Annotated in this window: 24 protein-coding genes; 14 read left to right on the top strand and 10 right to left on the bottom strand. The window is 41.3% G+C overall.

Going from position 1 to position 26,243, the window contains the following annotated elements:
• The first annotated feature begins 75 nt into the window (after positions 1-75).
• From pcnB to yjgA, 6 genes are all read left to right on the top strand, one after another.
• Positions 76-2,277, top strand: a complete 2,202-nt coding sequence (gene pcnB / locus AC2SLT_RS10655; protein ID WP_486547631.1) for a polynucleotide adenylyltransferase PcnB — start codon at positions 76-78, stop codon at positions 2,275-2,277.
• A 169-nt stretch (positions 2,278-2,446) separates the two neighbouring features.
• Positions 2,447-2,932, top strand: a complete 486-nt coding sequence (folK, locus tag AC2SLT_RS10650) for a 2-amino-4-hydroxy-6-hydroxymethyldihydropteridine diphosphokinase (protein WP_486547643.1) — start codon at positions 2,447-2,449, stop codon at positions 2,930-2,932.
• Positions 2,933-3,081: 149 nt separating this feature from the next.
• On the top strand, positions 3,082-3,894 hold the full coding sequence (gene panB, locus AC2SLT_RS10645; RefSeq protein WP_486547630.1) for a 3-methyl-2-oxobutanoate hydroxymethyltransferase: 813 nt from the start codon (positions 3,082-3,084) through the stop codon (positions 3,892-3,894).
• A 29-nt stretch (positions 3,895-3,923) separates the two neighbouring features.
• Complete coding sequence (gene panC / locus AC2SLT_RS10640; protein ID WP_486547629.1) at positions 3,924-4,790, top strand: pantoate--beta-alanine ligase; 867 nt, start codon at positions 3,924-3,926, stop codon at positions 4,788-4,790.
• A gap of 173 nt (positions 4,791-4,963) precedes the next feature.
• Positions 4,964-5,908: an RNase adapter RapZ gene (gene rapZ / locus AC2SLT_RS10635; protein ID WP_486547642.1), complete on the top strand. Its 945-nt coding sequence runs from the start codon at positions 4,964-4,966 to the stop codon at positions 5,906-5,908.
• Between the two features lie 33 nt (positions 5,909-5,941).
• Positions 5,942-6,451 (top strand): ribosome biogenesis factor YjgA, encoded by a 510-nt coding sequence (gene yjgA / locus AC2SLT_RS10630; RefSeq protein WP_486547628.1) that lies wholly within the window; start codon positions 5,942-5,944, stop codon positions 6,449-6,451.
• 61 nt (positions 6,452-6,512) lie between these two features.
• Here the strand turns inward: yjgA and AC2SLT_RS10625 are convergent, their stop codons facing one another.
• The 4 genes from AC2SLT_RS10625 to dapA all read right to left on the bottom strand — a co-directional run bounded on the left by AC2SLT_RS10625 (position 6,513) and on the right by dapA (position 9,542).
• Positions 6,513-6,824, bottom strand: coding sequence for an NGG1p interacting factor NIF3 (locus AC2SLT_RS10625; RefSeq protein WP_486547627.1), 312 nt, complete (start codon positions 6,822-6,824; stop codon positions 6,513-6,515).
• A gap of 192 nt (positions 6,825-7,016) precedes the next feature.
• Positions 7,017-7,736 (bottom strand): phosphoribosylaminoimidazolesuccinocarboxamide synthase, encoded by a 720-nt coding sequence (gene purC / locus AC2SLT_RS10620; RefSeq protein ID WP_486547626.1) that lies wholly within the window; start codon positions 7,734-7,736, stop codon positions 7,017-7,019.
• Between the two features lie 300 nt (positions 7,737-8,036).
• Entirely contained in the window at positions 8,037-8,375 is a 339-nt protein-coding gene (locus AC2SLT_RS10615) for a hypothetical protein (protein ID WP_486547625.1), read from the bottom strand.
• 258 nt (positions 8,376-8,633) lie between these two features.
• Complete coding sequence (gene dapA / locus AC2SLT_RS10610) at positions 8,634-9,542, bottom strand: 4-hydroxy-tetrahydrodipicolinate synthase (RefSeq protein WP_486547624.1); 909 nt, start codon at positions 9,540-9,542, stop codon at positions 8,634-8,636.
• A 479-nt stretch (positions 9,543-10,021) separates the two neighbouring features.
• Between dapA and AC2SLT_RS10605 the strand changes: the two genes are divergently transcribed.
• Complete coding sequence (locus tag AC2SLT_RS10605) at positions 10,022-11,503, top strand: saccharopine dehydrogenase family protein (protein ID WP_486547623.1); 1,482 nt, start codon at positions 10,022-10,024, stop codon at positions 11,501-11,503.
• A gap of 102 nt (positions 11,504-11,605) precedes the next feature.
• Here AC2SLT_RS10605 and AC2SLT_RS10600 read toward each other — a convergent pair whose 3' ends face one another.
• A complete protein-coding gene (locus AC2SLT_RS10600) occupies positions 11,606-14,149 on the bottom strand; it encodes a Tex family protein (protein ID WP_486547622.1) in 2,544 nt (847 codons plus the stop codon).
• Between the two features lie 320 nt (positions 14,150-14,469).
• On the opposite strand from AC2SLT_RS10600, the gene ompR reads away from it, so the two are divergent.
• Positions 14,470-15,219 carry an osmolarity response regulator transcription factor OmpR gene (ompR, locus tag AC2SLT_RS10595; RefSeq protein ID WP_486547621.1) on the top strand — a complete coding sequence of 250 codons (750 nt, stop codon included), beginning with the start codon at positions 14,470-14,472 and terminating at the stop codon, positions 15,217-15,219.
• 174 nt (positions 15,220-15,393) lie between these two features.
• Complete coding sequence (locus tag AC2SLT_RS10590; protein ID WP_486547620.1) at positions 15,394-16,068, top strand: exopolysaccharide biosynthesis protein; 675 nt, start codon at positions 15,394-15,396, stop codon at positions 16,066-16,068.
• A gap of 137 nt (positions 16,069-16,205) precedes the next feature.
• Here AC2SLT_RS10590 and AC2SLT_RS10585 read toward each other — a convergent pair whose 3' ends face one another.
• The 4 genes from AC2SLT_RS10585 to ubiG all read right to left on the bottom strand — a co-directional run bounded on the left by AC2SLT_RS10585 (position 16,206) and on the right by ubiG (position 19,174).
• Positions 16,206-16,472, bottom strand: coding sequence for a DksA/TraR family C4-type zinc finger protein (locus AC2SLT_RS10585; protein WP_486547619.1), 267 nt, complete (start codon positions 16,470-16,472; stop codon positions 16,206-16,208).
• Between the two features lie 162 nt (positions 16,473-16,634).
• A complete protein-coding gene (locus AC2SLT_RS10580) occupies positions 16,635-17,429 on the bottom strand; it encodes a YciK family oxidoreductase (RefSeq protein ID WP_486547618.1) in 795 nt (264 codons plus the stop codon).
• Positions 17,430-17,520: 91 nt separating this feature from the next.
• Positions 17,521-18,228 (bottom strand): HAD family hydrolase, encoded by a 708-nt coding sequence (locus AC2SLT_RS10575; protein WP_486547617.1) that lies wholly within the window; start codon positions 18,226-18,228, stop codon positions 17,521-17,523.
• Positions 18,229-18,262: 34 nt separating this feature from the next.
• Positions 18,263-19,174 carry a bifunctional 2-polyprenyl-6-hydroxyphenol methylase/3-demethylubiquinol 3-O-methyltransferase UbiG gene (gene ubiG / locus AC2SLT_RS10570; RefSeq protein ID WP_486547616.1) on the bottom strand — a complete coding sequence of 304 codons (912 nt, stop codon included), beginning with the start codon at positions 19,172-19,174 and terminating at the stop codon, positions 18,263-18,265.
• A gap of 782 nt (positions 19,175-19,956) precedes the next feature.
• Between ubiG and AC2SLT_RS10565 the strand changes: the two genes are divergently transcribed.
• The 5 genes from AC2SLT_RS10565 (at position 19,957) to AC2SLT_RS10545 (ending at position 24,034) form a co-directional block, all read left to right on the top strand.
• Positions 19,957-20,613 (top strand): thiol:disulfide interchange protein DsbA/DsbL, encoded by a 657-nt coding sequence (locus AC2SLT_RS10565; protein WP_486547615.1) that lies wholly within the window; start codon positions 19,957-19,959, stop codon positions 20,611-20,613.
• A 317-nt stretch (positions 20,614-20,930) separates the two neighbouring features.
• Complete coding sequence (locus AC2SLT_RS10560; protein WP_486547614.1) at positions 20,931-21,140, top strand: (2Fe-2S)-binding protein; 210 nt, start codon at positions 20,931-20,933, stop codon at positions 21,138-21,140.
• Positions 21,141-21,590: 450 nt separating this feature from the next.
• Complete coding sequence (gene bfr, locus AC2SLT_RS10555) at positions 21,591-22,079, top strand: bacterioferritin (RefSeq protein ID WP_486547613.1); 489 nt, start codon at positions 21,591-21,593, stop codon at positions 22,077-22,079.
• Positions 22,080-22,138: 59 nt separating this feature from the next.
• A complete protein-coding gene (gene bfr / locus AC2SLT_RS10550) occupies positions 22,139-22,609 on the top strand; it encodes a bacterioferritin (RefSeq protein WP_486547612.1) in 471 nt (156 codons plus the stop codon).
• Between the two features lie 279 nt (positions 22,610-22,888).
• On the top strand, positions 22,889-24,034 hold the full coding sequence (locus tag AC2SLT_RS10545; RefSeq protein WP_486547611.1) for an aminotransferase class V-fold PLP-dependent enzyme: 1,146 nt from the start codon (positions 22,889-22,891) through the stop codon (positions 24,032-24,034).
• A 438-nt stretch (positions 24,035-24,472) separates the two neighbouring features.
• On the opposite strand, the gene AC2SLT_RS10540 is transcribed toward AC2SLT_RS10545, so the two are convergent.
• Positions 24,473-26,155, bottom strand: a complete 1,683-nt coding sequence (locus AC2SLT_RS10540) for an AMP-binding protein (RefSeq protein ID WP_486547610.1) — start codon at positions 26,153-26,155, stop codon at positions 24,473-24,475.
• Positions 26,156-26,243 lie beyond the last annotated feature (88 nt).

Raw genomic sequence — 26,243 nt, 5'->3', positions numbered from 1 at the left:
ATATATGCTTTGTATTATCGGTACTATTCACCGAACTAAATACAAGGCTTTGATTTGGTTGTAGGGAGTATATGCATGGCAGAACGTTCAGCCAAGCAATTAGGGTTAAGTAAGGCGGATTTACCCAATTCGATTATTGAAGTAATTTCCACTTTGAATAAAGGTGGTTTTGATGCGTATATTGTCGGTGGCGGTGTTCGTGATACGCTTATGGGTTTAAACCCTAAAGATTTTGATGCCGTAACTGATGCTAAACCGCATGAAGTAAAAGACTTATTTGGCAAACGTTGCCGTATTATTGGACGACGATTTCAGCTGGCGCATGTATACTCAGGTCGCGACATGATTGAGGTCGCCACTTTTCGTGCGCCACCCAATGGAGATGCTCATACTACCAGTGATGGTATGATTGTACGTGATAACGTATGGGGAACTATTGAACAAGATTTTGCCCGTCGCGACTTTTCTATCAATGCTATGTACTATCAGCCTATTAAGGGTACAGTGCTTGATTTTTGTAATGCCCTTGATGATATTAAAAATAAAACGTTAAGATTGTTAGGCGATGCGCCTGTGCGTATTGAAGAAGATCCGGTACGCTTGTTACGTGCCCTAAGGTTTAAGGCAAAACTAGGCTTTGAGTTTGATGCAGCCCTAGCTGAGCAGTTCCACGATGACAATTGGGCTTTATTAGATCAGGTGTCGCCGCATAGACTGTACGATGAGTCACAAAAAATGTTTACCGGTGGGTATCTGGTGCCTTTATTGCCTTTATTATTCGAATATGGTGCAATACGTCATTTAATTATATATCCGCCTAAACAACCCACGGCACTGGTCAATCAAGTGGCTATAAATACTGATAAACGTATATCTCAGGGCAAAAGTATAAACCCTGCATTTTTTTATGCGGCTCTTCTTTGGGATAATTATCTGTATCAGCTGGCGAAGTTTAAGAAAAAGAACATGCCCTTTCATGATGCGCAGCTTCAAGCGGGTAGTAAGGTTATTGAGCGTCAGCGTATAAAAACTGCGATACCTCGTTTCGCAGAACAATTTATTCGTGATATTTGGATGTTGCAACCTAAGCTTGCAAGCCCCCGAGTCAAACAAATTCCGCAATTGGCGGAGCACCCTCGTTTTCGTGCAGCCTTTGATTTTCTTTTATTACGTGAACAGTGTAATGATGACGCCAATCCTTTATCCGAGTCTACCAATGGCATGGGTGAATGGTGGCAGAATTATCAGACTTTGTCTGAAAAGCAAAAACAACAGGCAATGGATGATTTTGCAGGAGACAGTCGCCGCGGTGCCAGTAAGTCTAGTCGTAATCGCAATCGCAGACGTAACAGAAATGAGGGGAATGTTGAGGCTCATACCGATCCGTCTCAAACTTCGAACTCATCTACTGTAGCAAATTCTGAATCTGCTACCCATAAAACTACTGACGTAACATCGAAATCGCCTAAACAAACATCAAGTGATCACACTCGTGGCCGATCAGCTAAATATCTAGACCACTATGCACAAGAGCGTGCTCAGCTTGAGAAACTGTCATTAGGCAATCTTGCGAGGGAGGCGCCTAACACGCAAAATCAACCAAGTCCATTGTTTACCATTAATGCGGATAAAATGGCAAAACAAGTACCTCAGCAATCCGATATTGAAGCTCAGGTAGTACAACCAGCTCTTAATGAGAAACCTAATGACAAACCTAAAGATAAAAAGGAACCGCAAGCGCCGAAAAAAGAGCAACAGTTTACTTCGCGCGCTACTAAGAACAATGAGCCGGTATCTACACAAGCAGGTGCTTCAGATGACGGTTTGCTAGCGAAAGCTGACTTGGTTTTATTACCTAAGTTTGAGCCTATTCCTAATAAACGTCGTCGTCGCCAGCCTAGTCAACAAGGTGGTCATGATGCAAATCCTAACGTTAGTCACAAAGCAAGTTCTAAAGTAAATGACGATGAAAATAGTAGTCAGCAGTTCCAGCAATCGACTGGTGACATTAAGTCGGATAACCAAGCGGACTCAAATAGCAGGCAGGTGAAGGATAGCAAAACGGTTGCCCCATCTGTTAACACTATAAAGCCAGCTAAGACGAATAAGACAGCTAATAGTACTAAATCAGAATCTATCGTAGCGGATAAAGATAAGGCTTCAGTTGCTGACAAGCTTATCACCAAAAGTGATCGAATACCGGCTACTCGACGCCGCCGACTGCCGAGCTCCACTTTAAGTGTTAGCGAAAAAAAGAACGTCAGTGAAGGTGTGTAATACCTTTTTATATAAAATAACTTATCTTTGTCAGGCTCACTGAATCTCTTATTTACAGCTTTCGTAGCCTTCTTCGATAGGTTAATTTATGGATTCGCTATAACTATCAATGGTATTAAATTGAATGAAGGCAGATTACATAATGGATAAAGACTCTTTATCTGACAATATGTATCAGTGTTATCTTGGGGTAGGGGGCAATATCAGTAATGAGTTAGGCACACCCAAGGACCATATTCAAAACGCACTTGAGTATTTAAAGGCCCATCCCAGTATCAGTCACGTACGTACATCGTCATTGTATGCTTCTAAGCCATTGGGCCCACAAGACCAGCCAGATTTTATCAATGCTGTTATAGAGATTGATACCTGTTTATCACCTCAAGACTTATTGTCGCTGTGCCAATTACTTGAGCAACAGGCACAGCGGGTGCGGGTGCGTCACTGGGGAGAGCGTAGTCTAGATGTCGATATCCTATTATATGCGGATAAGATAATGTCTACTCCGACATTAACGGTGCCCCACCCTGGAGTAACAGAGCGTAATTTCGTTTTAATACCGCTAGCCGAGCTAAACCCCGAGTTAAAAATTGCAGGAAAGCGAATAACTGAATACAAACAGAGTCATAACTGGTCTGGACTGACTAAACTGTAGTTCTGTCTACTCTTTAACTTTACACCTGTTTTACGCCTTGTTCTTTGGTCTTTTATTCTGCCAGAAATATCCTTTTCAAAACCTATTAAATCCTAATCGATGTTTAAAACACTTATTTTACCCCTATACTTACTTCGGGATGACCCACTATGATTACATTATCTACCTTAAAAAAATATAAAAAAGAGGGTCGTAAATTCAGCTGCTTGACATGTTACGATGCTATGTTTGCTAAGATGATGGAGAAAGCAGAGATTGATGCTATCTTAATCGGTGATAGCTTGGGCATGGTCGTTCAGGGTAATGACTCTACGCTGCCAGTAACTGTTGCAGATATTGTGTATCATACGAGAAATGTTGCCCGAAGTAATAAACATGCACTTATATTAGCTGACCTACCTTTTATGAGTTATGTCACTATTGAGGATGCCATTGCCAATACTCGGCAAGTCATGCAAGCTGGAGCTCATGTTGTCAAATTGGAAGGGGGTGCTGAGCTCAGTGAGTTAGTGGCTACTTTAACTCGTGCAGGGGCGCCTGTTTGTGTGCACTTGGGACTAACACCTCAATCCGTCAACGTGTTTGGTGGCTATAAAGTTCAAGGGAAAACCGAAGACAGTGCCAGCAAGCTTATGAATGATGTCAAGGCAGTCGTAGAAGCAGGGGCTGCCATTATACTGTTAGAGTGTGTTCCAGCACCGCTGGCTAAAGCCGTTACGGAAGCTATTGAGGTGCCTGTGATTGGTATTGGTGCCGGAGCAGATACGGATGGTCAAGTATTGGTAATGCACGATATGCTAGGTGTCACACATGGAAGAACAGCACGGTTTGTGCACGATTTCTTAACAGATGAGCGTAATCAACAAGGCGATCATGCGGGAAGTGTTGAAGGCGCTTTTTCGCTATATCATCAGTCCGTTTTAGAGGGAAGCTACCCCCAGCCTCAGCATCAGTTTAATTAGGAACCTAAGTTTATTTTTGGATGCTTAATATGACCGTGACATTTAGTTCAATAAAAGAGTTACGTGAGACATTACAGCCACTTAGAGCAGATAATAAGATCGCCCTTGTGCCAACCATGGGAAATCTGCATGATGGGCATATATCATTAGTGACGCTAGCAAAACAGCACGCCGATATCGTTATTGTTAGTATTTTTGTGAACCCTACACAGTTTGGTCCTGGTGAGGATTTAGACAGCTATCCTCGCACGTTGGACGAAGATACCGCTAAGCTTAAACAAGCAGGGGTGGATTATATATTTGCTCCGACAGTTGCTGAGATGTATCCCGTTATGCCACCACCAACACAAGTTTTAGCAGGCGGTATTGGTCAACAGCTATGCGGGAAATCAAGACCGACTCACTTCGATGGGGTAGGTATTGTAGTGACTAAACTGTTTAATATTGTGCAGCCAGATATAGCGGTATTTGGCAAAAAAGATTACCAACAATTGGCGATTATCAAACAACTGGTTCGTGACTTAAGTTATGAGATAGAAATTTTAGGGGGCCCTATTGTACGTGCAGAGGATGGCTTAGCTCTATCTTCACGCAATCAATACTTAAGTACAGATGAGCGTCAAATAGCGCCAATGCTTCATCAAGAAATTCAAAAGTTAGCTGACAAGCTGGTACAGGGTCAAGCTAAAAGTAGTAAAGAGTTACAAACTTTAGTCTCGCAATCTATTGTCAGTATTGAGAGTCTAGGTTATAAAGTAGATTATCTAGACGTTCTAAATCGAGACTTAACTCAAATAACCAACTTTGATACTGAGAAAAAGTGGGTGATAGCCGTTGCCGCCTGGTTGGGTAAAGCCCGGTTATTAGATAATCAAGAAATAGACCTTATTGATTAAAACGTAACCCGAGAATTTTAAGATCATCATTTAGAGTCTGTTCGATAAATGCTCCTTGAGTATTAAATAAATCTCAAAGCCTTACCGATTTTTGAGCTTATGTGGAGAATGATCAAACAGACCCTATTGTTAATGTGCTAGTGTCATAATGGATTTTGGAGATCCTCATGTCAATGAATAAGGGCGCAGTCAGTAACGCAATTGAGCAGCAAGTAGTCCTAAAGAAGGCGACTGTGAGCATAATAATTGTTTCTGGTCGTTCAGGGTCAGGTAAAACCTCTGTGCTGCATATCCTAGAAGACTTGGGGTATTATGCCATTGACAATATGCCATTGTCGTTAGTACCCGATGCTATTGCTAAGCTGATCAAAGATGGTGCTATTCATAAGTTAGCTCTCGGTGTCGATATTCGTACCTTGCGTGCCGATAGCTCAAGCTTTTCTTCAATAAAGGATGAGCTGGTAAATAGCTATGGCGCGGGTAGCATTAAGGTGATGTACGTGACCGCGCAAGAGTCAGTATTAGTGGCTAGATTTGCCGCCTCTCGGCGTGTGCACCCGTTAATGGCAGTGACTGAAGAACAAGTCAAAAATTTACCCAGTGCCATTCGGATTGAAACCGAGACACTACGACCTATTGTCAGTAATTCAGACATCATTATCGATACTAGCCAACTGAATATACATCAATTAAAAGATCAAGTTAGAGAGTATGTTGGTGTTGATAATGAAGTGACGGTAAACTTGCTGTCCTTTGGTTTTAAATACGGTGTTCCTATTGACGCTGACTTTGTTTTTGATGCTAGAATACTGCCAAATCCGCATTGGGAACCAAAACTTCGCGCCATGACGGGCAAAGATTCAGAAGTGATAGCGTTCTTTTCTAAATTTCCAGAAGTGGAAGAGCTGCTGCAAGATATCTATCAATTTTTAAACCGCTGGTTGCCTGAGTTCTTGCATAATAATCGCCATTCTATCACTGTGGCAGTTGGCTGCACGGGCGGGAAGCATCGGTCCGTATTCATTGCCGAAACCTTGTATGCTAAGCTTTCAAATAACTTACCTTCAGAACTAAAAATGACAGTTAAGCATCGTGAAAAAGCCCATTGGAGTGCTTAGCGTTTTAATCTTTATTATTAATTTGAGAGTTTTATGATTGATTGGTCCGAACACGATATGCGCGTATCGCGTACAGAGCTTAAAAAAGCCCACGAGCGTTTGCAGAAACTGTCTGTGCCTTTGGCTGGCTTATCAAAAAAACAAATGAAGAAACTACCTGCCAGCGAGTATTTTTTAGCAGAGCTTATGACACTCACTGATATTACCAGTCCCACTGCGCGTAACCGTCAGATTAAACGGGTGGGTAAACTGATTAGTGAAGAAGATCGCCATGCGTTAGTAGATGCGCTGTTTCAGACGCGCTTTAGCAATGAGCAAGCGGCTAAGATTGAAGGATGGTTTACTCGACTTAACTTTAACGATGAAAGCACGTTAAAGCAATTTTGCCAACAGTTTAAAGCAGCTGAGCGCAACAGTGTCTATCAACTACTACTGTGGATAGAATATGCTAAGCACATGAATGATGATGAGCTGTTACTCGAATCTGAAAATGACTTAAAAAGCTATATTAAAGAAGTGGCTATATTGACGCAATTGAACTAATAACAGTGGTTCTAAAAAAAAGCAAATCTAATAGGCGTTAATCTTATAACAACCTATAGACTTATATATCTAACAATTTGATAACATCATAAGCAGGCGTCTCGTAAGGATGAGCCTGCTTTAATATATCTATGACACGATGAATGTTCTCTTCAGCAACCACCATTTCAACTCGCCACTCAGTCACCTTTTCAACATTGTTTTGTTGTCCAATATGGGGTTGGCTACCTTCAAGTGGCATAAATTGACCGGTTCCCTGAACCTGCCAACAGCAATTAGAATAATTTCCAATATGACCAGCCCCTGCCGAAAATAAGGCGTCTTTCACGTCATCTAGCGCAGTATCCGGAATAAAAACAGTCAACTTATACATGGCAACAGGCCCGAGTTAAAATACTGGGTGAAATAATGTGTGTCGGTTTAAATGCTGTGTGTCTGACCAAAAACCACTGTTAAAAAAGCTGACTATAATTTGATCACAGTCAGCGATGTACAATTAGTACAATACAATTTTATTAGAGCAATAACACAAAACGAGTAATCGACATCACATCAAAGATCTAACCTAATCAATAGGAACGCCAATACGTTGTGCGACTTCCTCATAAGACTCAATAACGTCACCAAGACTTTGGCGGAAACGGTCTTTGTCTAACTTTTTCTTGGTCTCTTTATCCCAAATACGACAGCCATCTGGTGAAAACTCATCACCAAGGATAATACGATTATGGAAAACGCCAAATTCGAGCTTGAAATCAACCAGCATTAAGCCACCTGCATCGAAGATCTCTTGTAACACCTCATTGACTTTAAAGGTTAGCTCTTTCATAGTTGCTAACTGTTCTTCAGTCGCCCAGCCTAATGAGACTGACAATGATTCATTGACCATTGGATCACCTAGTGCATCATCTTTAAAGAATAACTCATAAGTAGGCGGGGTTAACTTTTGGCCTTCTTCTAAACCAAGACGACGTACTAAGCTACCTGCCGCAAAGTTTCGTACCACACACTCTACAGGAATCATCTGTAAGCGCTTCACCAACACTTCATCTTGTGAAAGCTGCTTTTCAAAGTGAGTCTCAATGCCTGCCTCTTCAAGTTTTTGCATAATATAGGCATTAAAACGGTTATTGACTTGACCCTTACGGTTTAATTGTTCTACGCGCTCGCCATTAAAAGCTGACGTATCGTCTCGAAAATGAAGAATCAGATAATCTGCATTTTCAGTTTCATAAACTGATTTAGCCTTACCTTTATAAAGAAGATCTTGTTTTTGAAGTTGCATGATTTACGTCCTATGCCTATAGCTATGTTTAATAAGCGTCACATTAGCTAAAGTTTTTAAAAAGGTTGAAAGGGTTTAAAGAGTAATGATATTTAAAAAATAAATATGAATATAGAATTTTGAGACCAACGCTGTTAATCGCCAGTCTATAACAATAAATTAAAACTATTTTATAAGGGCTATTCTAGTAAGGGGCTAAGCATTCCCAATTGAAAACAATACGCTTAAACGTAACCCCATATTTATATTAATCATGACAATTAATGAGTAATCACGATAATTAATGGGTTAATTTAATTATTAATTGGCAGGTACTTGACGATAAGGTGGTGGTAACTCATAGCGATTACCAGAGTCATTCTCAAGATCCAGTGTATTCACACCCACAGCGGGCGTTGGATAAAGAGGGGTGAAAGGTGCTGTTTCTTGTTCTGCGGGCAGCTCAATGGGCTCTAGCTTTTTTGCGTCTTGATACTTCAAGCTGCCATTATCAAACTTACCAAAAAAGTTACTAGTGGCTTGGCAACCTGTTAAAGCGATAATACTGGTCAAGCCAATAACTTTCACACTCACCATGAAAGCCTGAACGCCTTTGCGAAGAGCCGTATTAGAGCCTTGATGTAAGTCAAACTGTTGCATGGATTATCCTTATGAGTCGTTTGCTATTTAATGCAATAATCAAAAATCTAATGAATAGGTAATTAAGACTGACGCAGAACTAAAATATGGGTGACTGGCTATCATTCATTGGCACTGCATGAATAAGAAAGCCGGACGATTTATAAATAATTTCCAGTCGCTCATATATTTAAATATTGCTATATGCGTAAGTCCTAGTAATAAACGACTTGTATTCACGTATACCTATAGTTAATGAAGAACAATAAAATAAATGATCTATGAGATCAAACCTGCTGTTCTCAGACCAGCATCCACATCATCATGGAATCTACGATCTAACCAAACTAAAGGCAGACGTATTCCCTTTTCAATGATACCCATTTTATTGAGGGCATATTTAACCGGTATTGGACTTGATTCTATAAACATAAGTTTATGTAGTGGCTCGATAAGGTCGTGCGCTTTTTGAGCGGTGTCATAATCACCTTTTAGAGCTGTGCTAAAAATGTCGCTCATGGCCTTAGGAATAATATTGGCAGTGACGGAGATATTACCTTTTGCGCCATATGGCATCAGCTTAAGGGCGGTACCATCATCGCCAGACAAGACAACCATACGATCGCCTAACGCTTCGATAAGTAATTTGCCACGTTCAACTGATCCAGTCGCATCTTTGATAGCCACAATATTGTCAATATCGGCCAAACGTTCAACCGTTTCTTGAGCTATGTCTACCACTGTACGACCAGGCACATTATAAAGCATTTGAGGCATATCTACCGCTTCAGCAATGGCTTTGTAATGCTGGTATAACCCTTCTTGAGTTGGCTTATTGTAGTAAGGCGCTACCAATAAAGCACAATCAGCCCCAGCGTCCTTTGCCTCGGACGTCAGATGAATGGCCTCTTTGGTATTATTTGCCCCTGTACCGGCTATAACGGGCACACGACCTTTTACATGATTGACATAAAATCGAATCACATCGCTGTGCTCTTGCATAGACAAAGTGGCAGATTCGCCAGTTGTACCCACGGCCACTAAGCAATGTGTACCTTGTTCAATCTGCCAATCGATTAAATCTGCTAGGCGGGGATAATCAACCTCTCCATTAGCATGCATAGGAGTTACAAGGGCTACCATTGAGCCTTGTAATTGCGACTGGAAATCAGAATAGGGGTTACTCATAATATCGCCTTGTTAAATCAATTGTATACTGTAATCTAAACTGTTATTTAAACTATATTTCAATGAAAATGTTGCCAAAATTTGCGGCATGAGCGTTCGTTCTGTCATTTAAAGTTATTTTAATTTATATGTCTGTTAATCATTCAACATATTCTAAACTAATCTGGGAATTTGCGGATGCAAATAGTGTAGCACATTCCCCCTACCGCAATCATTAAGCTATTTTACGTCTAAATGGTGATTAGTGATACCATGCGCCTAAAAAAACTATGAATATACCGTGAAAAAGGGCATATAACCTCCTTTTGAAGCACCTTTATGCACGCGCATACTCTTTTTGGTATTGAATCTTTCTTACAATCTGTAGTTTAGTCAATACAATAACTGTGCTTAAATGAACAAGTCTAAATCAATACTTTGATTGATAACCTTAACAACTAACTTTGATAATTATAACTGACGCCAAGGGAGTATGACGCATGGATAACCACGAGACAAAGACGACTAAAGATTCATATAAAAAAGAGGTACAAGAGGTGCAAGCAACACAAGACACGAGCAATAAAAAGGAAGCTACTAATAATGAAGCCACTAATAAAAACGAGACAATGAAAGTATCAGATAACCTACAAGACAATCCGCAAGACAATCCGCAAGACAATCCTCAAGACAATCCACTTAATAATAAACCACAGGAAAATGATAGCCGTCAGTTTGATATCATTTTATACGGAGCAACTAGTTTTGTGGGTCAACTGTGTGCCGCTTATTTACAAAAGTTTCTCTCAGAAAATAGCAGTGCTATAAGTGACAATCCTCATTCAGGTTCTGTTCGCTGGGCGATTGCGGGGCGTAATCAAGATAAGTTAGATCAAGTCAAAAAAGATATTGGCAATGATAACTTAGCGACGATTATTGCAGATAGCGAAGATGCAGAAAGTCTGGACAGGATGACAGCGCAAACTCAGGTCATTATATCCACTGTCGGACCCTATTTAAAATATGGTGAGCCTTTAATTAAAGCTTGTACAGATAACGGAACAGACTATGTTGATCTGACCGGAGAGGCCATCTTTATTAAAGATATGATGGATAAATATCAGCAATCAGCGCAAGCGTCAGGGGCCCGTATTGTGAATGCCTGCGGTTTTGATTCTTTGCCTTCTGACTTAGGCGTATTATATACCCAAAAGCTTGCTCAAGAGCAATTTGGAGAGTACTGCGATACCATTAATATGCGCGTAAAAGCAGCCAAAGGGGGTTTGTCAGGTGGCACAGTAGCCTCAATGGCGACTATTTTTGAAGCTGTTGGTAAAGACAAGTCGCTTCGCAAGCAGTTGTCAAATCCATATCTATTAAATGATGATAGTTCACGGCCCGATATTCGCCAAGTCAATATCAGCAAGCCACAATGGGACGCTAAGAGTGACCATTGGTTAGCACCCTTTATTATGGCGACCATCAATACGCGAATTGTGCATCGCAGTAATCAATTGCGTGATTATCAATATGGACGTGATTTTAAGTATGACGAAGCAGTATGGATGCCAACAGGCGTAAAAGGACGTCTCATGAGTTATGGTATGACTGCAGGGATTGCGGGCTTTGCTGCAGGCATGATGTTTAAACCCAGTCGTGACTTCTTGAATGACCATGTGTTACCTAAATCAGGAGACGGTCCTTCTCAATCAGAGCGTGACAATGGGTATTTCGATATCCGTTTCTTCGGCTATACCAATAAACACCATAAGATTGAGACAAAAGTCACGGGTGATAAAGACCCAGGGTATGGCAGTACGTGTCAGATGCTATCGCAAAGTGCGCTATGTTTGTTGCAGGATATACCCAAAGATAAGGTAGGCGGTGGGTTCTGGACGTCAGCATCTGCGATGGGTGAGCCCTTAATCGAGCGCTTAGAAAAATATGCTGGAATTGAGTTTTCACAGCTTGCTACTGAATAATAAATGATCCCATTAAACATAAAACAAAGAGCCTCTTTTTTTAGAGGCTCTTTGTTTTATTTAAGGTCTATAGACCTTAATCGTACATCGATAAACTATTGATTATTTCAGACCCGCTTGTTTTAACAAAGCGCCTAATGAACCAATTTTATTATCATCTGCTTTAGGCTTAGACGATTTACCAGATTGACTAGGTCTGGGCTTATCGCTACGCGAATGATCTCGCTTACCTTTCGCATTAGGTTTATTCGATCTAGGCTTGTCCTTAAATGAACGACGTGCGGCGTGTTCTGGTTTGGCAGAGGTCGATTTATCATTAGATTGCTTGCCATCTAAGCTAGGGCTTTCAGAACGACGCTTGGCCGGTGCGGCATTTTCAGACTTCATACTAAAGCCAATGCGATTGCGTTTTTCATCAACTGACAGTACACGTACGCTCACGATATCGCCAGGCTTAACTAAATTCATTGGGTCTTCAACGAAGTCATTAGCCATCTCAGAGATATGCACTAAGCCATCTTGATGTACGCCCACATCCACGAAGCAGCCAAAGCCTGTAACATTTGTCACCACACCTTCAAGCTGCATACCCTCTTCAAGATCACTCACACTGTTCACATCATCTCTGAATTGAGCCGTTTTGAACTCAGGGCGGGGATCGTGAGCAGGCTTAGCCAACTCTTGCTTAATCGCAGCAATGCTAATATTGTCGTCGTTAGCCGCTTCTATACCGTCGACGGCTAGAGTATTAATGACACTATCATTACCCAAAACCTCAGTAATCTCTTTACCTGACTGGTTAAGTATCTCTTTGACCAATGCATAGCTTTCTGGATGGACACCCGTGGCATCTAATGGCTCTTCGCCATCACGGATACGTAAGAATCCAGCAGCCTGCTCAAAGGTTTTAGCGCCAAGTCTTGGCACATCTTTGAGTTGCTCACGGTTGGTAAAGGCGCCATGTTCTTTACGATAGTTGACAATCTGTTGAGCGACATTACGGTTAAGACCGGCAATATGCGCCAAAATAGCAGGACTGGCAGTATTGACATCAACGCCTACCGCATTCACACAGTCTTGAGTGACTTTATCTAGGCTATCAGAGAGTTGAGTTTGGTTAACATCGTGTTGATATTGACCAACACCAATGGCTTTGGGTTCTACTTTGACCAGCTCTGATAAGGGGTCTTGTAGGCGGCGAGCAATAGAGACTGCGCCCCGTATTGAGACGTCTAAGTCAGCAAGCTCATCGCTGGCAAGCTCACTGGCAGAATAGACCGAAGCGCCAGACTCATTAACCACCACTGCTTTGGCAGTAATGGCATCGTCCTCGTCAATAAGCTCTTTGATCATGGCATCCGTTTCACGGCTGGCGGTGCCATTGCCAATTGCTACCAGATCTACTTGATGAGACTTCAATAAGTCTGCAATAGTTGCCTTCGCTTCGGCCATTTTATTATCTGGCGCAAACGGATAGACGGTTGCCGTCGCAGGCTTGCCTTCGTCATCTCGGATCACTTGACCTTGCGGATCGATAACCGCCATTTTGACACCATGGCGAATGCCAGGATCGACACCGAGTATGACTTTACGCCCAGCAGGTGCGGCCATCAGTAAGTGTTGTAAGTTGCTTGCAAACACATCAATGGCATCCGCTTCTGCTGTTAAACGCTTTTCAGTCAGTAAGCGATGCTCTAAATGAGGACGCCATTTGTCTTTCCATAAGCTATTGGCCGCATTTAATAAAAACTCACGGCGTGCTTCAGGCAGCTTTGCGTCAATCTCAAATTTACTGATAATCTTTTCTACAAAGGGAGCGTCTTCACCGTCAACTTTTAACACCAGTACGTTCTCTTGTCGACCACGTAGCATAGCCAACAGGCGATGATTGGGTAGACGTGCTAAGCTTTCACTATGCTCAAAGTAGTCTGCAAACTTTTCACCAACGTCGCGCTTATCTTCATTAGCTAAGCTTGAGTTAATGGTGGCTGTTTTAGCAAATCCCTGGCGTAGATTGTCAAGCAGTTCAAGCTCTTGCGTCCACGTATCAATGATGATCGCTTCGATACCGGCAAGCTGCTTTTCAGTATCTGAAAAGTCAACATCAATCTCCGTACCTGCATCATCGGTAATAGTCTCCGGCAAGGTATAGTTTGCTAGCGCATCGAGTGGTGCGATGTCATTATTTAAAATATTATTCGCTACGTCTCCTAAGCCAGCTGCGCGTGCTTTGGCTGCTAGTGAACGGCGACGAGGACGATAGGGCAGATAGATGTCTTCAAGCTCAAGCTTAGACGTCGCTTGCTCAATACGAGCTTGCAACGCTTCTGTCAGATTACCTTGGCTCTGGAGAAGATCGAGAATCTTAGCACGGCGTGTCGCCATATCCCGTTCGTAATTTAAGCCCTTCTCTAAAGCACGTAATTGACTGTCATCGAGGCCCTGCGTTTTTTCCTTACGATAACGAGCGATAAACGGCACCGTCGCACCTTCGTCGTAAAGCTTAACAAACGCATTGACTTGCGCAGGCTTGATGCCCAGTTCTTTTGCAAGCTTGTTATGAATGTTGGCAGTGACATCAGTCGGCAATGTTGAAGTGCTCTGACTGGTGGGGGTGATGTTAGTGTTAGTATCGGTTTGGGTCATATCCGTATCGAGTTTAAGTAAGTGAGGTTTGCATTATAGCAAAAGCTGACCTATAAAAAACGATTTTGCTTATTTTGTTTATTTCTATGGTTTTTACACGGTTAATTAACAAACACATACAGCATTGCACTGTATTAGGTGTGTAATTTGCGTCACAATCTTATACACTAAAAGATAACATAGATTTGAAATAGACTGTCTAAATGAATAGTTCATAGACTGTCATAATGAATAAGTGCAAACTAAAAAACCAATCAAATAGGCATAAACTGATTAAAGGGTATTTTATTCCATAAACCCTAAGTAAAAGGATACAAAGTATGTCGGACAATAAAATAAACAATACTGATAGCTTGACCCACCGTATATTAGTGGTCGATGACGATGCACGCCTACGCTCACTCTTACAGCGCTTTCTGGAAGATGATGGCTTTGTGGTACGCACCGCCCATGACGGCAGTCAAATGGACAAGCTTATGCAGCGCGAGCTGTTTTCCCTAGTGGTGTTAGATCTGATGCTGCCAGGTGAAGATGGTATTAGTATCTGTAAGCGCTTGCGTGAAGACAATAGTGATATCCCCATCATTATGTTGACGGCAAAAGGCTCAGACAGTGATCGTATTGCGGGTCTTGAAGCAGGTGCAGATGACTATTTACCCAAACCCTTTAACCCAAAAGAGTTGTTAGCTCGTATTAAAGCTGTTTTACGTCGGCATAGCCGTGAACTGCCAGGCGCGCCGTCACAACAAGTCGAAGTCGTTCAGTTTGGCCCTTGGACGCTGGACCTATCGACGCGGACGCTTAAGCGTGATGGCAACCTAGTGACGCTGACGACGGGTGAATTCTCTGTATTAAAAGCCTTGGTACAACACCCGCGTGAGCCGTTGACTCGTGACAAATTGATGAATTTAGCACGCGGCCGTGAGTGGGGCGCAATGGAGCGCTCTATTGATGTGCAAGTTTCCCGTCTACGTCGTTTGATTGAGGACAACCCCTCACAAGCTCGATATATTCAAACGGTTTGGGGCGTCGGTTATGTATTTGTTCCTGACGAGGAAGATAGTGAATAACTAGCTGTGTATATATAGGTTATAGGCTCAGACATGTTATGTAGATGCCGATAGAAAAAATGGTCTGTTAAACGCACTTTAGGGCATGGTTTTATGGTATTAACAGACCCCTAATTTTCTTAACGCTTTAGTTTATTTATAGCTCACATTTAATTAAAAAGGCTAAAACGTAGTATGGGCAACGATACACACTCAAATAATTTTCAAAACAATGATAATAGGACCAAACCCAATCAAAACAACGACAATCAAAACAATGATAAAGACTCATCATCGAAGCGCTTAACCGAAGTACTAAACAAAATAGATCCTAAAGATGAAAACGGTAAAGCAAGTATCGGCGATATTATGGATACTCTTGAATCAAGAGGTTTTGGTCCGTTATTATTTGGTCCAGCGTTGATAGCCGTTATGCCGACAGGTGGTATTCCTGGAGTTCCCACGGTCTGCGGTATTATTATTACGCTATTAAGTGTTCAGATGATCTTTGGTAAACGTAATCCTTGGCTACCGAACTTTGTGAATAAGATCGATTTTGAAAAGGAAAAGCTTGAAAAAGGGGTGTCTATCGCCTCTAAAGTAACTCAGAAAATTGACAAGGTATCTAAACCGCGTCTTGAGCAGCTCTCTACCGATAATGCTAAGAAAGTTATTGCGGTGGTATGTACCTTTGCGGCGCTGTCGATGATACCGCTTGAAGCGCTCCCCTTTGCAGTCATGATTCCTGCAAGCTCAATTATTTTATTTGCAATTGGTTTGATTACCAAAGATGGCTATTTTACTTTAGCAGCCTTGCTCTTAAACTTGGCAACCTTTTACTTTTTAGTAACGAAAGTCATCGGTGGGTGAATTCGGATATCGTTCGTATTATTGAATACACTCTCTTTTAAAGCCCTGCTAAACATTAGCCTTAAGTCTTCAGTATTGGTAGTAGAGACAACTTTAGTGCTAAACCTCTAATAGCCATCTAATCGGCTATAATCATATTAGCGAAGCTGACTGTCCTTACTGCCACGGCGGTTGAAGAGTTCTTGAGATTTAGTGTATGCTTCAAGCTCACTTTGACAACTGACACAGTATTCGACGCCAGGCAGCGCCAGCCTACGTGCTTCAGGAATGGCGTTTCCACACTCTTCACAATACTCTAAACTGTCCCCCTTTGGAAGCGCTCGTCTAGCACGCTCTAAGGCGTCGTTAACAGTAGCATCCATTTGCTCATGTTCTGCGCCATCACGCGCCCATCCTCCGGCCATAGCAACTCCTATCTATCTACAACTAGATTATATAAATAGAGACATGGGCAGATAATTTCAAGGATATGCGATAGCAAGCTATATTCTTTTTAATTTAATTTTCTACTTAATTCTTAATTCAATTATCTGGCTAATGATCTATTCTATTATCTACCTAGAAAGCTATTTGGGTTGCAGTGCGATGACTTGCCCACGTACCCCAATGCTGGCATCACTCATCAAGCACACATAGGCAGGCATGATATCCTCCGGTGTCTTTAACGACATTGGATCTTCACCAGGGTAGGCATGGGCACGCATATTGGTACGGGTCGCACCAGGATTAATACAGTTAAAGCGCAGGCTGGTGGTATTTTTGGTTTCTTGAGTGAAAATATCACTCATCCCTTCGACAGCTTGTTTAGATAAAGCATAAGCACCCCAAAACGCTCTAGGATGGGTGCCGACAGAGCTGGTGGTAAATACAAACGAGCCATTATTTACCGCTTTAACTAATGGCATCAACACTTGAGTGAGCATAAAAGTAGCCGTTGTATTCACACGCATGACCTGCTCGAAGGTCACAATATCGTACATCTCTAATGGGGTTAATGCGCCTAAAACACTCGCATTATGAAGTACACCATGTAATTCACCGATTTCAGTTTCAATCAGGTTAGCTAATTTTTGCATATCGCTATAGCTAGCAGTCTCAAGGTTTAGTGGCATTATGGCAGGTTGTTTACCGCCCGCCTCTTCAATCTCATCATAGACGGCTTCGAGTTTACTGAGTGTTTTCCCAAGTAGCAGTACGGTTGCTCCATATTTTGCATAGGTTAAGGCGGCAACTCGCCCGATACCGTCACTTGCGCCTGTGACTAAGATGGTTTTACCTTCTAAGCAATTTGGCGTTGGCATAAAGTGTCGAATTTGGTCGTGATTTAAGATTTTTAAAGCGTTTGAAGCGTCGTCAGTCATAATTATACTACTTTGGTTGTCATACTAAATTTTAAAATTAACGTATCTTTTAATAGCGATAATACCTGTTCAACAGGCCCTAATAAATCATTTATAGATAATCAAACTCTTTGGAGCGTAACAGCTTAACCAAGTCTTTTGGGGATTTGACGATATAGTCTGCTCCCCAAAGATGCAAGTCTTTTTGATCTTCTGGGGGTATATAGCCGTAACTGGCTAATACAGTGGTCATACCTGCTGCTGCACCTGCTTGAATATCCCGAATATGATCACCGACATAAATGACACTGTTGGCAATACCACGAGGAAGCTCAAGCTTTTCTAACGCTAAATATAAGGGCTCAGGGTCAGGCTTGGTATTACGAACATCATCTGGACAAACCACCACTGTACAACGCTCTTCTAAATTTAGAGCCTCTAATAGCTTGAGGGTTAAATGGCGTGGTTTGTTAGTGACTATGCCCCAAGGTATGTTGTTATGATCATAAAACGCTAGTAACGCATTAATCTCTGAAAAAACGACGCTATCGACACAGATATCTGCCTCATATTCGTCCAAAAACTGCTGACGATACTGCCCCAACGTCTCATCATCTATAGGCTGACTATTAAACTCAAGCATGAGGCGGACCATAGCCCCAGCCCCTACTGATACCTGCTCGCGGATAGCATCACTTAAGGGGACTTGCCAGCCATTTTGATCTGACATTCGCTTAATGATACGAACAAAGTCTGCGGCGGTATCTATTAAGGTGCCATCTAAGTCGAATAGGACGGCTTTGATATAATGAGTGGACATAATTTTATACTTATTAATGTTTTAGTTGTAGTGGTTAAGCGGGCTTAACGACTGCCATCATATAATTGACATCGACGTTTTGTGCCAGCCAATAGCGTTTGGTAATAGGATTATAATGCAGACCAATTAAGTCATAACGATTAAATCCAGCAGAGATAGCCATTTTATCAAGCTCTGCTGGAGTGATAAATTTTGCATAATCGTGAGTGCCTCGGTCTAATAGCCCTAAGACGTATTCAGCACCGATAATAGCAAATAGGTATGATTTGGGGTTACGGTTAATGGTGGATAATACGCAGACGCCGCCCGGTTTTAACAGATCAAAGCAGGCCTGTACAATTTGACTGGGATCTGGCACGTGCTCAAGCATCTCCATACACGTCACGACATCAAAGCTTTCAGGTTGTTCTTTAGCCAGACGCTCAATCGCAATATGCTGGTATCTCAGGGTGTCAGTTAACCCACTTTGCTTGGCATGGACACTGGCCGCTTTTAAGTTTTCAACTCCTAAATCAATCCCCGTTGCATCAGCTCCTCGGCGCGCCATTGATTCGGTTAAGATACCACCTCCACAGCCAACATCTAATACCTTTTTACCGGTCAGACCACTTCCCATATAACGACTGACATTTTCCTCAATCCAATTTAACCGTAGTGGGTTAATTTGGTGCAAGGTGGCGAAGGGGCCTTGCTTGTCCCACCATTGGCTGGCAAGTTGAGTAAATTTACCGACTTCACTCATATCGACATTGCTGTCCAAATCTTTGTCTAAAGAGCTGTCTAAGTTATTGTCTATAGAGTTGTCTAAATCGTTGTCTAAATCGTTGTCTAAAGTAGTGTCTTCTACGATAGGGGTCTTTGAAGCGGCGAGGGGAGTCTGAGTCTGAGTCTGAGTATGATTATGAGTATCTTTATCGGCGTTGAAATCTGTCTGAATCTGAGTCATGTGCATTCCTAAACTAAAGAATATTATAAGTATGATTTTGGGTAAAACATCTTTGATAAATAATTAACGCATAGGCATTCAAAACAAGTATTCGATATTATTGAGACTGACCCTATCTTACCATGCTTCATAAGCTAGCTTAAGAAAATAGGGTATCTCTTAAGTTATTCGGCTGCATTAGAATATAAAAGGATTTTTAGACATTTTTAGTCAAATTGACTCTAATATATAAAAAGAAAACGGTATACATGACAATTTTTTATGTAAGTTTAAGCTATGTAAATTAAAGCTATGTAAATTAAAGCTATGTAAATTAAAGCTATGTAAATTAAAGCTATGCAAATTAAAGATTTCGATGTAACTACACTTATCTCAAAGTCGGTTAAGTCTCAAAGTTAGTTAAGCCTAAAAGATGCTTAAGTTGTATCCTAGCGTACTATTTTTAATAAAGCATAAATCAAATCTATGCTCTCATCATTTAAAATTCGTTTAAAATTCGATATATGATTTAAGGGTATCTACATTAAACGTTGTGAGCATTTAATAACGCATGTCAAACCATTAATTAAGGTTTTAGCAAGGCTAATAGTTCACAGAACCTTATCAAATGCGGTATTATAATCAAATACGTTATCATTACCATAATTGTATACTATTGGTCGCATTATATTTAAGTCGCAGTATGCAATAGTTTGCTGTTTTTATTAGTAGCGGGGAATCGGTAATGAGTCGAAAAATCTAAATCCAACCCATCATATTTAAAATTTTCTTAAGGAATTACAATGAAGTCTTATTCTCAACGAGGTTTTAGTTTGCCCTCTTTTGCTTTAGCCTCATTAGTAGCGGCTATTAGTTTTGCCTCAATGCCAGCAAATGCAGAGAACTATGTCGCAGGTAAAGACTATAGAGTGTTAGATAATCCAGAAAAAATTAGTGGTGACAAAATCATCGTACGTGAGTTCTTTTGGTACGGTTGTCCACATTGTTACGCTTTAAATCCGCATATGCAGAAATGGGCTAAGAGCAAACCTAATGATGTGGTATTTTTAGAATCTCCAGCGGCGCTTAACCCCACTTGGGAGGCAAATGCTCGCGGATTTTACGCAGCACAACTGATGGGATATCAAAGCCAAACTCACAATAAGCTATTCGACGCTATTCATAAAGACAATAAGCGTTTATTTGACCAAAGCTCTTTATCTAAATGGTATGCCAGCCAAGGTTTGGATCAAAAGAAATTTAACAGCTTATACAACTCTTTTGCTGTCAGCACCAAGGTAGCTCGCTCTAAAGCAGGTGCTATGCGTTATCAGTTAACAGGGGTTCCTGCTGTTGTCGTGCATGGTAGATATGTGGTACAAGGTGAGAGTGAGAAAGTACCCAAGGTCGTCAATTATCTCGTGAATAAAGTGCGTACTGACTTAAAAGCAGGTAAATAAGACACTGTATTCATAAGCTGATATTACGCTGTTTTAAAAAAACAAACCATTTTCACCTGTGAATACAGATTTTCGTAAGGACTAAGCGCTGCTTGGTCCTTTTTTTTGAAATATTGTAAGGTGTTTCATTAATTTAAAATAGTCAAAAAAAATGTTGTAAACAAGAACTATTATCGTTATCATACGTATTAACAAATTAAATAATTATGATTTAAATTACTAATGTTAATCGAGCTATGCTTAGCGAGTGTGGCGAAAATAGCAGAAGCATATAGAGCATTGGTAACCACTGGAATACGATAAAAAAGGATTCTGAAATGGTCGTTTGTATATGTAACAATGTGAAAGACCGCCAAATTAAGGCCGCTTTGGCATCAGGTATTGATTCTATGGAAGCACTGAAAGAAACCCTTGATGTGGCAACTTGCTGTGGCTGCTGTGAGCCAATGGTTAAAGACTTCATAGATGACCATCATGCGATGAATATTGATCGTGATGTAGTCAATCAATTGGCGTATGCTGTGTAATCATAATAATCCTTTCTATCTTAATTGATTGATTAAATAAAGTGTTTAACCTTTTAATGTTAAGCACTTTTTTTTGGTTTGCGGCTTCCTGATTGATGTACAGGGCTTGATGTTTTCGGTCTTAGTATGTTTCTCTTTATCGGTTAATCCTAAGTGCGCTTAAGTGCAAGTGTTTCTTATTCGTGATTGCACCTTCATTCTCTGTTCTAAAGACAACTGTGAATCTTTCTAAGTTTTGTTATGCTATATAACATCATCAGATTGAATATGAGTTTGATTACATTTAAGTTTGTTTCATTTAGCTATGGAAACATTCAGCTATGTAAACATTTAGCTATTTAAATGACTTATAGAGATTATGAGAGCAGAGGTTATTAGGGTTGATTCGACACCCCTTAATTGAACTTGTTTTATTGAATAAATTTATTGGTATTAAAAAAGGTACATAGTATGCAAGGCAGTCAAAAAGTAATAGATTATTTAAACTTCCTATTGGGTGGAGAGCTTGGTGCTCGTGACCAGTATTTTATCCATTCAGAAATGTATGGTGAATGGAACTATGGCAAATTGTATGATCGCATCCATCATGAAATGCATGATGAGACTCAACACGCTCAAGCCATTATTCGCCGTTTATTAATGATTGGCGGTAAGCCTGATATGTCGGTGGATGAGATTAAAGTCGGCACCACAGTTCCTGAAATGTTACGACTTGATCTTGAGCTTGAATACAAAGTACAACAGCATCTTAAAGAGGGTATCGCAATTTGTGAGCAGGAGCGTGACTATGTCACACGTGATATGCTAGTGGAGCAACTTGAAGATACCGAAGAGGACCACGCGCACTGGTTAGAGCAGCAGTTGCGTTTAATTGATATGATCGGTCTGCAAAACTATCTACAAAGTCAAATAGCTGACGTATCAGACGACGAATCGTAAATACGAGTCTAACAATATGAAGCTAATAAACTAGATAAATGGACTAAGTGGAGAAGATTATGCAGGGTGATAAAGAGGTTATCCAAGCCTTAAATAAGGTGTTAGGACAAGCATTGATTGCGATTAATCAGTATTTTTTGCACGCCCGTATTGCAAAAAACTGGGATATAGAAGAGCTTAATGAGATGTTCTATAAGCAATCAATTAAAGAGATGAAATGGGCAGACGAAATAATCGAACGTATACTGCTATTAGAGGGTCTACCAAATCTACAAGACTATGGTAAGTTACTGATCGGTGAAAATGTCGCTGAAATGATTGAATGTGACTTGCGACTTGAAGACAGAAAATACCAAATCATTGCCGATGCGATCACTTTGTGTGAGCAAAAGCAAGACTATGTGTCACGTAAGCTGTTAACCAGTCTTAAAGATGGTAATGAAGAGTATCAAGATTGGTTAGATACTCAGCAAGACTTAATACGCGATGTGGGTATCGAAAACTATATTCAACAGAAGATTGAAGACTAGTTCTGTTGTACTAATATGCTTGGTGAATTATAAGTTTTATCTAAGACCAGCTTTCTATAAGTTGGTCTTTTTTGTATTCAGTTCTTTCTCTAACTTTGTATTAAGGGGCCGTATAAGTCGATAGGGTTAGGATAAAAGGGCTGATAAGTTGTACTCGCCGTCGAGTTAAGGCTATACTTAGTAGGCATCAAATAGCCAGTACTTTGGCTGATATCAGAACAAATAACCCAATATATACAAGTTCTTATCAAGTTCATATAAATAAAATTAGGAGTCGGTATGCCTGCATTACTTCCCCATGTTGATCCAGATGGATTACTAGAATATTCAGTGGTCTATACTGATCGCGCTTTAAATCATATGTCTAAAGCTTTTCAACAAGTTATGATCGACTTATCAAGCAACTTAAAAGAAGTCTATAGCGCAGACGCTGTCGCCATTGTTCCAGGGTCTGGTACCTTTGCAATGGAGGCGATTGCCCGTCAATTGGCGACTGATAAAGATTGTATGGTCATACGTAATGGCTGGTTTAGCTATCGCTGGACACAAATTTTGGAAAAAGGAAAAATTGCCAAGTCAGTTGCCGCTCTAAAAGCACATCCTGTAGAGGCAGAAGCCGAAGAGGGCGCGCCCCAACCCTTCGCACCAGTGGCTATTGAAGACGTTGTAGCGGCTATTAAAGAGCAAAAGCCAGCGCTGGTATTCGCACCTCACGTGGAAACGGCGTCGGGTATGATATTGTCTGATGACTATATTAAACAGTTGGCAGATGCGGTGCATAGCGTTGGTGGCTTATTGGTAATCGACTGTATCGCTTCTGGCTGTATCTGGTTAGATATGAAAGCGCTGGATATCGATGTTTTGGTTTCTGCACCACAAAAAGGGTGGAGTAGTACACCATGTGCGGGCCTCGTTATGATGAATGATAAGGCAGTCGCTGAAGTTGAAGCGACAGAGTCTGATAGCTTTAGTTTAGATCTTAAGCAGTGGCTCACCATCATGCGAGCTTTTGAAAATGGTGGTCATGCGTATCATGCAACCATGCCAACCGACGGGCTGCGTATCTTCCGTGATGTGATGCTTGAAGCAAAAGAAGTAGGCTTTGAAACACTAAAAGAAGCTCAGTGGGAACTGGGAAATCGTATCCGTGATCTGCTAGAAGATCGTGGTATTCAAAGTGTGGCCGCGGAAGGCTATCAAGCACCAGGGGTCGTGGTTTGCTATACCCAAGATGAGGAGATGCACAAAGGGCGTGCTTTTGCTAGTCAAGGCATGCAGATTGCTGCGGGTGTGCCGTTACAAGTGGATGAGCCAGAAGGATTCAAAACGTTCCGAATCGGCCTATTTGGCTTAGATAAGCTGACGGATGTGGATGGCGCCGTTGAACGCTTTAAAGAAACATTAGACAAAGTTCATCCTTCATAGTTGACTAGCGATTTAGTTTGAAATCCTCGATTAATTATATCCGTGAAAAAGCCAGCTTAATAGCTGGCTTTTTTATGCAATGTTGAAAGGTTTTTAACAGATGGCGACAAATCACTACGGCCTTTAATAAATCGTAAGTCCTGAATTGTTAGGCTAGCAGTGTTATATGGCTAGCCTGAATTCGGGATAAGAGTTTTTGCAAGCCATTGTTTTTATTTGGGTTAAAAAATCCATCCCCAACCCTTCCTTTGGAAAAGGAAGGGAGCTAACCTTTCCAAAGTTAAATAGGAATGAATTGTTCCGAATTCAGGTTAGACTGGTATTGTTATATATAGTCATAGGCAACTAAATGAGATACAAGGCAACCGAGCGCAAGTACTACTATAGTAGGCTTAGTGAGGTTAACACCGTAACTCTTTAGTCAGGCTATGACTATAGCTAATGTTTGACCTTAGGCTCTTGCATTGCCATAGATTGCGCTGCTTGTCGTAATTCAAATTTTTGGATTTTACCGGTACTGGTTTTTGGTAATTCGGCGAATATAATGTGCTTGGGTACTTTAAACTTCGCCAGATGCTGACGACAGTGTTCAATGACTTGATCTCTCGTCAAAGTCGCTCCTTCTGCTATTTCAATAAATGCTACAGGAACCTCACCCCACTTCTCATTAGACGCCGCGACAACTCCGCAACTATCAACCTCGGGCAAACGGTACAATACATTTTCAACCTCAATACTAGAAATATTTTCACCACCGGAGATGATTATGTCTTTGAGTCGATCCATGATTTTGATATAGCCATCAGGATATTTCACGCCTAAGTCCCCAGTGCGAAACCAACCGCCTGCAAAAGAGTCTGCAGTTGCTTTCGGATTTTTAAGATAGCCTTTCATGACCATGTTACCTTTTAAGGCAAGCTCCCCCATGGTCGTGCCATCTGCCGCAACAGGTTCATTAGTACCTTGTTTGAAAACCTCAAACCCTGTCATCAGATGCGACACCACCCCTTGACGGGACTTCTTAGCAGCACGTTCTTCAACCGCTAAATCTTGCCATTCGTCATGTTCAGCACAAATGGTAACAGGGCCATACACTTCAGTGAGGCCATAAACATGGGTGATGTTGACGTTCATGGCTTCCATCTTCTCAAGCATAGCTTCCGACGGGGGCGCACCGGCGACAAAGCCATTCACACTATGGCTAATAGCTTGTTTCAACGACTCGTCTGCAGCGGCAATCATATTATGTACTATTGGCGCTGCACAATAATGAGTAATCTCATATTTAGCAATCAGCTTTAAGATAAGATCCGCATCAATGTTGCGTAGACAGACGTTTATGCCTGCACGCTCTGCAATGGTCCAAGGGAAGCACCAACCATTACAGTGAAATAAAGGCAGTGTCCATAGATAAGTGCTATGCTTAGGCATGTCCCAGTCTAGGATATTGGATACGGCATTTAAGGCAGCACCTCGGTGATGATAGACGACCCCTTTAGGCCTACCTGTAGTGCCAGACGTATAATTGAGTGAAATGGCATCCCATTCGTCCGTAGGATATAGGGTATTGTCAAACTCTAAGATAGCTTGCTGGTTGTCAAACTCCCCATATTGTATAAGCGCCTCATAGCTCATTTTGCCAAAAGGCTCAACGCCCGCAACAGCCATATCAGTCGCATGGATAATAATTAAGTTAGGAAAAGCCTCTTCAATAAGCTCAACATGATGTGCGTATTCGCTGTCTATAATGAGTAACTTGGCTTCGGAGTGTTGGAGGCAGAAGGTAAGCGCATTAATATCTAACCGAGTATTTAGAGTGCATAAGACCCCTTGCGCCATCGGTATGCCAAAAGCGGCTTCAACCATAGTGGGGGTATTGGGGGCCATAATCGCAACCGTGTCATCTTTTCCTATACCTAGAAGCCTTAATCCATGAGCCAATTGGCGACAACGCTTATACGTCTCAGACCAGGTATAAGTAACGGGTGAATGCGTTAGATCATCGTAGATTATCGAGGTTTTATGGGGATAGACAGTGGCTGCGCGAGTGATAAACTGGATAGGTGTTATCGGTTGATAGTTGGCGTCTGTTTTGCCAAGACCAGAGCTGAAGTCAGTCATAGATGATATTCCTTTATCAAATGTTTACAATGTGGCTTATAAGTGTCTATTCGGTCATGGCTTAACCTTTGCATGACCAATCTAAATA

Source organism: Psychrobacter sp. CX18, from assembly GCF_057396215.1.
The sequence above is the reverse complement of the archived record's forward strand: the minus strand, read 5'-3'. Positions and strand labels throughout refer to the sequence as shown.